Here is a 6385-nt window from a genome sequence, read left to right on the forward strand (position 1 = left end):
GGGACTTGATATTCACGGGCTGTATAAAGACGAAGATGAACGTAATAAAAAAGTTTATGAGATACTGGAAACTGTAGGACTAGCAAAAGAACACGCCCACAGATATCCCCATGAGTTCAGCGGAGGTCAGAGGCAGAGGATAGGAATAGCCAGAGCAGTAGTTATGGAACCTGATTTTATAATTGCCGATGAAGCGATAAGTGCCTTGGATGTTTCCATACAGGCCCAGGTTATAAATCTGTTGAAAAAAATGCAGAATGAGAGAAATCTTACTTATATATTTATAGCCCATGATCTTTCCATGGTAAAGTATATAAGTGATAGGATTGCAGTTATGCATCTAGGGAAGATTGTGGAGTTGGGGACGGCAGATATGATTTATCATTCTCCGGTACACCCCTATACAAAATCCCTTCTTTCTGCAGTACCTCAGCCAAATCCCATTACAGAGAGAAAGAGAAAAAGAACATATTACGATAAAAGCAATATAGACTATGACGCAGGAAAGTTTACTGAAATAACTGAAGGTCATTTTGTCCTGGGGACAGAAGAAGAACTGAAAAACTGGACTAAATAAAAGACTTGAACAGTCTCTTGTTTTTTAAAAAATGCTCTGGCTCCTCCTATGAGGATCCAGAGCATTTTCAAATTCAAAATTTATCTTATTCCTGGATATTTAACTCCGCTCCAGTAAATATTGTCTTTTACAACAGCTTCAGAAGAAAGTTTAACATCTTTTAAAGCCCATTTTTTAAACTCCATAAATCCTGTTCTGTCTACAATATAGCCGATATGTTCTTTAGGAAGGCTACGGTCGATATATTCGTTTACATAATCATAGGTATTTTTTATGATTTTTATGATTGATTCTTCATCAGCCCATATCATCCAGTCTTCAGCAAGTCTTGGATTTTTCTTTCCTGTTCTTCCCATAATAGCAAGTCTGTAGTATTTTTTTGAATCTCTTGTCCAGGCAGAAGCAGGGCAGTTTAATACACACTCACCACAGCCTATACACCTGTCGTGTTCTCTTACAGGTTTGTAGTTGTTCATTTTGATAGCTCCGGTGGACAGGCTCCTGCACTTCTTCTCGCATCTTCCACAAGAGATACATCTGTGGGGATCAAGTTTTGGAAGAGTCATACCTATTATTCCAAAATCGTGCATTCTCACTTTCTGGCAGTCGTTTGGACATCCTGTAAGGGCTACTTTAAAGTGGAAATCATGAGGGAAAATCTCTTTCTCAATTTTTTTTGCAAACTCAGTAGTGTTGTACTGGGCTTTTGGGCATATTTTATTTCCGATACATGCAGCTATATTTCTGGTACCAGCTGAAGGATAGCCCTTGTTTTTATCATTGTGGTTTATTCCTAGACCCTCCATAAGAGATTCTACTATGACATTGACTTCATCTATCTTATCCCAATCTATTCCCATGATCTCAAACCCCTGTCTAGTAGTCAGGTGTACTTTCCCGTTACCGTAACTATTAGCGATTTCAGATACTTTTAGGAGAAGTTCCCCGGAAATCTCTCCCCCAGGAACCCTTACTCTGAGCGTTGTTTTATCTCTGACTTTTGTCACTCTATAGGCATTTTTTGTGACACTCTTTCTGTTTATATCTAAACTCATGGATTAACCTCCTAATCTACTAATTTTTCAGCTTCGTCATACCTGAATACTGGACCTTCCAGACAAACATATGTTTCGTCAATCTTACAGTGTCCGCATTTCCCCACGGCACATGACATTTTTCTTTCAAATGATACCCATATTTTTTCTTTAGGAATTCCTCTGCTCAAAAATTCAAGTGCGGCATATTTCATCATGATAGGAGGTCCTACTATAACTACTTCCATATCTGCAATGTCATCAGCTAGCTCAAGGTCCGGAATATATTTTGTAACAAGTCCTTCACACACTCCGTCGATGCTGCATGAATTATCTACAGTTATAAGAGTATTAAATCTGTCTTTCCACTGCTTTATTTCATCTTTGAAGATTATCGAATCATAATCTTTGAATCCCAATAAAAGATCAACCTTTGTATCCTGGGCCTTATCATGATAAAAATGATTTATCATAGATCTTACAGGAGCCAGTCCCGATCCGCCTGCTACGATAATAAGATGCTTTCCTCTATACTCCTCTTCAGCAGGGAAACCATTTCCGTATGGTCCTCTGAGAAACATAAGGTCTCCGGGTTTCAATTCAAAGAGACAGTCTGTTACTTTTCCCACCTTTCTTATCAGAAACTCGATCCATCCCTCTTCTTTGTTGAACTGAGTTATAGACAGCGGTGCCTCTCCTACCCTGGGAATTGAGATCTCTATGAATTGTCCGAAAGTCACTTCTCTGTCGTATTCCACTCTGAAAAGCCACTCTATTTCAGTGAGTTTGTTTAGAGAAATAAGCTTGTATCCCTTAGGAAGATAGATGTTTTCCATGGGCGTATAGGAGTTACCTGGGATATATGTATTATTCATCGTTTCCCTCCAATTCTTTAGAAAGTTTATTTACACAGTTTGAAAATGAGATGTACTCAGGGCATACATCGTCGCATCTCCCGCATCCTGTACACATGTGATATCCGAATCTTCTCTTGAAATCAGATATCTTGTGCATAGTCTTAAATCTCATTCTGTCTCCGTGTTTCTGTCTGAAAGCGTGTCCGCCGGCCATGTCTGTGAATCCGTCTACATGGCAGGAAGCCCAGACTCTTCTTCTCTCTCCTGTATTCTCATTTTCACTATAGAAGATGTCCTGGGTAGTAGAGCAGGTACATGTAGGGCATACAAAATTACATTTTCCACAAGCCACACATCTTTTGTCGTACTCTCTCCAAAGTTCCAGGTCCTTTACTTCATTAAGGGTTATATTCTCAGGTACGTTTACCTTTACTTTATTTTCTTCTGCAAATCTGATATTAAAATCACTTTCTTCTCCTGAGAATACCTCTTTAAATTCTTCTTCTTTTATATGAAGTTCCACAGAATCCTGATTTAGGTTGAGTCCCATATGATAGTCATCTGTTTTGTTTGTACCCATGCTCACGCAGAAGCAGTTTTCAAAAGAAGTAGGGCAACCCATAACGATAAATTTAACTTTATCTCTGGTTCTCTTATAATAAATATCCTCGTATCTGTTTCTGAGGTATATTTCGTCCACTCTTTTTACACTGTGCAGGTCACAGCTTCTCAAAAATACGATGATTCCTTTTTCGTCTATATCAGGCATTTTGTACTCTTTTTCTGTAAAATAAAACATCGTCTGAGTCATAGGGAGCATTACTTCCTTGGGAGAAAACTCTGACTTTTTGTCAAAACAGATCTCATCAATAGAGTCGATCTCACTATATTTCACAAGGTCAGTATCGGAAAATCTTCCCTCACCTGCAAATTCCTTAGGTGCAAATATTCTATAATTTTCTTTTAAAACTTCCAGTCCCTTATTAAAAGAGGTTTTGTCTAAAGAAATTTTCATTGTTGGACTCCTTTCTATAATTTATTTTCTGCTAATATACTTTCTTTGACCTTGGATTTTTTACCCATATAATAGTAACAAAGTCCCAGTGCACTTCCTCCGACGAAGTTACCCAATGTTACCCAGAGCATGTTGTGCCCGTATCCTAGAAGGGAAACCTCAGGACCGTGTGGGAGAAGAAGACCCATTGTGAAGATAGTCATATTTGCGATACTATGCTCGAATCCTGCAGTGATAAATGCGAATAAACACCAGAAGATAACGACCAGTTTTGCTGTTTCTTCTTTCATTTTGATGCAGCAAAGAACAGCTAAACACACAAGGACATTACATAAAACGCCTTTAAAAAACAATGAAGAGGGATCAGCTGTCATTTTTGCTTTTGAAAGAGCCACGATGAACTCCCCTACTGCTCCGTGAGGCTTGTCAGCACTTCCTGAAAGGATAAAAAGAGAACCTATGAGAGTAGAACCTGCCAAGTTACCGATGTAACTTAGTATCCATATGTTTATAGCGTCTTTCCAGCTTACTTTTTTGTCTGCAGCTCCGGCAGACATTATAAGGTTATTTCCTGTGAACAGTTCTGAACCTGCCATTATAACCAGTGTGAGAGCTATTCCAAAGGCCAATCCCATATATATCCTGAACTGAGGCCCTGTACTTTTTGTCAATCCTCCGATGGTAGTTATGAGAACTATACCGATTCCTACATAGAAACCTGCCAGCAGAGAAGCTATAAAATACTTTGGCTTGCTCTCCTTAAAAAATGTAACTTTTGCAACTGCACTGTTTGAAAGTTTTCCAAGTGTTTCTGAAAACATACACGACCTCCGTTAAAATATTTTTTTCACTTTAAGTGAGTACATTTTAACACCCAATAAAAAAAAACAATGTGACCTAGGTCACACTATTTAGATTTCCCGATAAAATTTTCTTAACTCTTCTCTTTTCACCAAAAGTTTTTTTCCTTCCCACTTGAGATATCCTTTAGATTCCATTTTCTTCATTTCCCTAGATACAGATTCTCTGCTGCTTCCTAGCATATCGGCCAGATAAGTAATGGTTAAGTTAAAGTTTATGCCTGTCCAGGGAGTACATTCATCTGAAAAATTGATGCAGTTAAATCCGTTTAGATCACAATTAATTCCGTAATCTTTTGAGAGTTTCCAGAGTTTTGCAGCTACTTTTTTATCCAGACTGAGTGGGATTGTATTTTTTATCTGCCTATAGAGCCTTCTTACTTTTTTTCCCATGGAATTGGTTATATTTTTAGTCAACTGAAAATCAGACTTCATTATTTCTTCAAGATCTTTTTTATCATATCTCAGTAAAATAGATTTTTCAAAGGCTTCTGCATTAACAGAAGATGGAAGATCGTCAAAGATAACTTCATTTATAAATTCCCCGTCACCTAAGATATAGATGACCCTTCTCTGTGCCTTTTGAGAATACCTAAATATACTGATCTTTCCTCTAAGGATAATATATATTTTATTCACAACGTCTTTCTCGAAAAACAGCATATTTCCTTTTTTAATTTCAAATAGTTCTCCCGCTTTCTGAAGCTTTTCAAGGGTTTCCTTATTCAACTGAGAGAAAGCAGGTATATTTTTCAGATAATCATCATTTCTTATCACCGGACACCTCTTCAAAAATTCTAGTTATTTAGTGTTAATTATATATTATAAAGAGATAAAGTGCAAAGAATTAGGACGCTCTCGCTGAAACTGCACTGATCTTTAAAGATAGAATCTGAATAATATTCTCCCGGCGGAAGTTATTTCAGTATGATGTCCATGACAGAATCCAGATCCTTTATATTTCCCTCTATAATCTCAGGAAGTTCTGAAATTTTATCTATATACTCCTTCTTCACATCTGCAGGAACTACCATAATAGGAGATATTTTGTGGCCTATGGTGTGGATATAAAAATCAGCGGTCTCGCTGCTGTTTTTCCCCAGAATCGATACAAGCTCAAACTCGTTGCTTGGAAAAACAGAGGTCTCATAATACTCCTGCCCGGAAATATGAAAGATTTTATTTTCCTCTACCTGGAAAAAGTACTGGGCTCCTTCGTCTTCTGTTTCTTCAAATTCTATCATCTCTTTGCTGTTGCAGTAGGTAACCTTTGCAGTGTCTTTTTCTAAAACCTCATCCATTATATCGTGAAGTTTTTTCTGAAGCATTGTATTTTTTATAAAAGTTTTTATGAGTCTGAAAATCATGAAAGGTGAGCATATGAAAACGGTTCCTGTGAAAAACAAAAAGAAACTATCTGACTTTCTATATAAAAGAATAAAAAAAACCACGGTGCATATACCAAATAATGCAGAGTAAAAAGGAAGATATTTCGTGATTTTTTTATTTATAAAAATCAGACGTTGCTCCTGTAACCTGTATTTTTTATTGAGATACTTTATATCATCGTCATTTAGCTGGCGCTGAAGATATTTTATCATGATCTTATTCTCCCTTTTAGTTCATATTTATCTTTCTGAGATTTTTACAGAAGAAACTCTGAAGCATAAAATTTAAGTTTCGATGGAAATACTTAAATATTTTTGTTTTAAAATAATTATCGTCTAAAGGAAAGATTTATCCCAAATTATTATTAATCAAACAGGACCGGGAATTCGTTTATCATGAAAATATCTTGATGTAGATAAAAACTAGTACCTGTACCCCAGGATTTCATTATAAATATTGTAATTTTCCTGGTCAAAACATACAAAAATCACTTTTTTAGGAAAGGAGTTATTTTTTAAAAATCTGATAGCTTCTACGATTGCGATTTTAGCCGCCAATTCTTTCGGATATCCATAGACTCCTGTGCTTATATTGGGAAATGCTATAGATTTTACCAGATGTTCCTTTGCGAGGATCAAGGAGTTTTGATAGCA

The 6385-nt window shown here is 36.7% G+C and carries 8 protein-coding genes; 1 reads left to right on the forward strand and 7 read right to left on the reverse strand.

Translation table 11 applies throughout. The features are described from left to right. Positions 1-577: ATP-binding cassette domain-containing protein (locus tag ABZA26_RS05150; protein ID WP_372713449.1), on the forward strand; the 577-nt coding region annotated here is incomplete at its 5' end. Positions 578-657: 80 nt separating this feature from the next. Here the strand turns inward: ABZA26_RS05150 and asrC are convergent. From asrC to ABZA26_RS05185, 7 genes are all read right to left on the reverse strand, one after another. Next, positions 658-1632, reverse strand: coding sequence for a sulfite reductase subunit C (asrC, locus tag ABZA26_RS05155; protein ID WP_372713450.1), 975 nt, complete (start codon positions 1630-1632; stop codon positions 658-660). 11 nt (positions 1633-1643) lie between these two features. Beyond that, the gene (gene asrB / locus ABZA26_RS05160) at positions 1644-2486 is read right to left on the reverse strand and encodes an anaerobic sulfite reductase subunit AsrB (RefSeq protein ID WP_372713451.1); all 843 of its coding nucleotides are present in this window, start codon (positions 2484-2486) and stop codon (positions 1644-1646) included. Then, the gene (asrA, locus tag ABZA26_RS05165) at positions 2479-3483 is read right to left on the reverse strand and encodes an anaerobic sulfite reductase subunit AsrA (protein WP_372713452.1); all 1005 of its coding nucleotides are present in this window, start codon (positions 3481-3483) and stop codon (positions 2479-2481) included. The genes asrB and asrA overlap by 8 nt, the downstream gene beginning before the upstream one ends. A gap of 14 nt (positions 3484-3497) precedes the next feature. Beyond that, positions 3498-4304: a formate/nitrite transporter family protein gene (locus ABZA26_RS05170; protein ID WP_372713453.1), complete on the reverse strand. Its 807-nt coding sequence runs from the start codon at positions 4302-4304 to the stop codon at positions 3498-3500. A 90-nt stretch (positions 4305-4394) separates the two neighbouring features. Continuing rightward, positions 4395-5120, reverse strand: coding sequence for a Crp/Fnr family transcriptional regulator (locus tag ABZA26_RS05175; protein WP_372713454.1), 726 nt, complete (start codon positions 5118-5120; stop codon positions 4395-4397). Between the two features lie 140 nt (positions 5121-5260). Then, a complete protein-coding gene (locus ABZA26_RS05180) occupies positions 5261-5944 on the reverse strand; it encodes a hypothetical protein (protein ID WP_372713455.1) in 684 nt (227 codons plus the stop codon). 210 nt (positions 5945-6154) lie between these two features. Continuing rightward, a partial coding sequence (locus ABZA26_RS05185; protein WP_372713456.1) for a macro domain-containing protein occupies positions 6155-6385 on the reverse strand: 231 nt, incomplete at its 5' end.

The organism is Ilyobacter sp., from assembly GCF_041583315.1.
Classification (GTDB): Bacteria; Fusobacteriota; Fusobacteriia; order Fusobacteriales; family Fusobacteriaceae; genus Ilyobacter.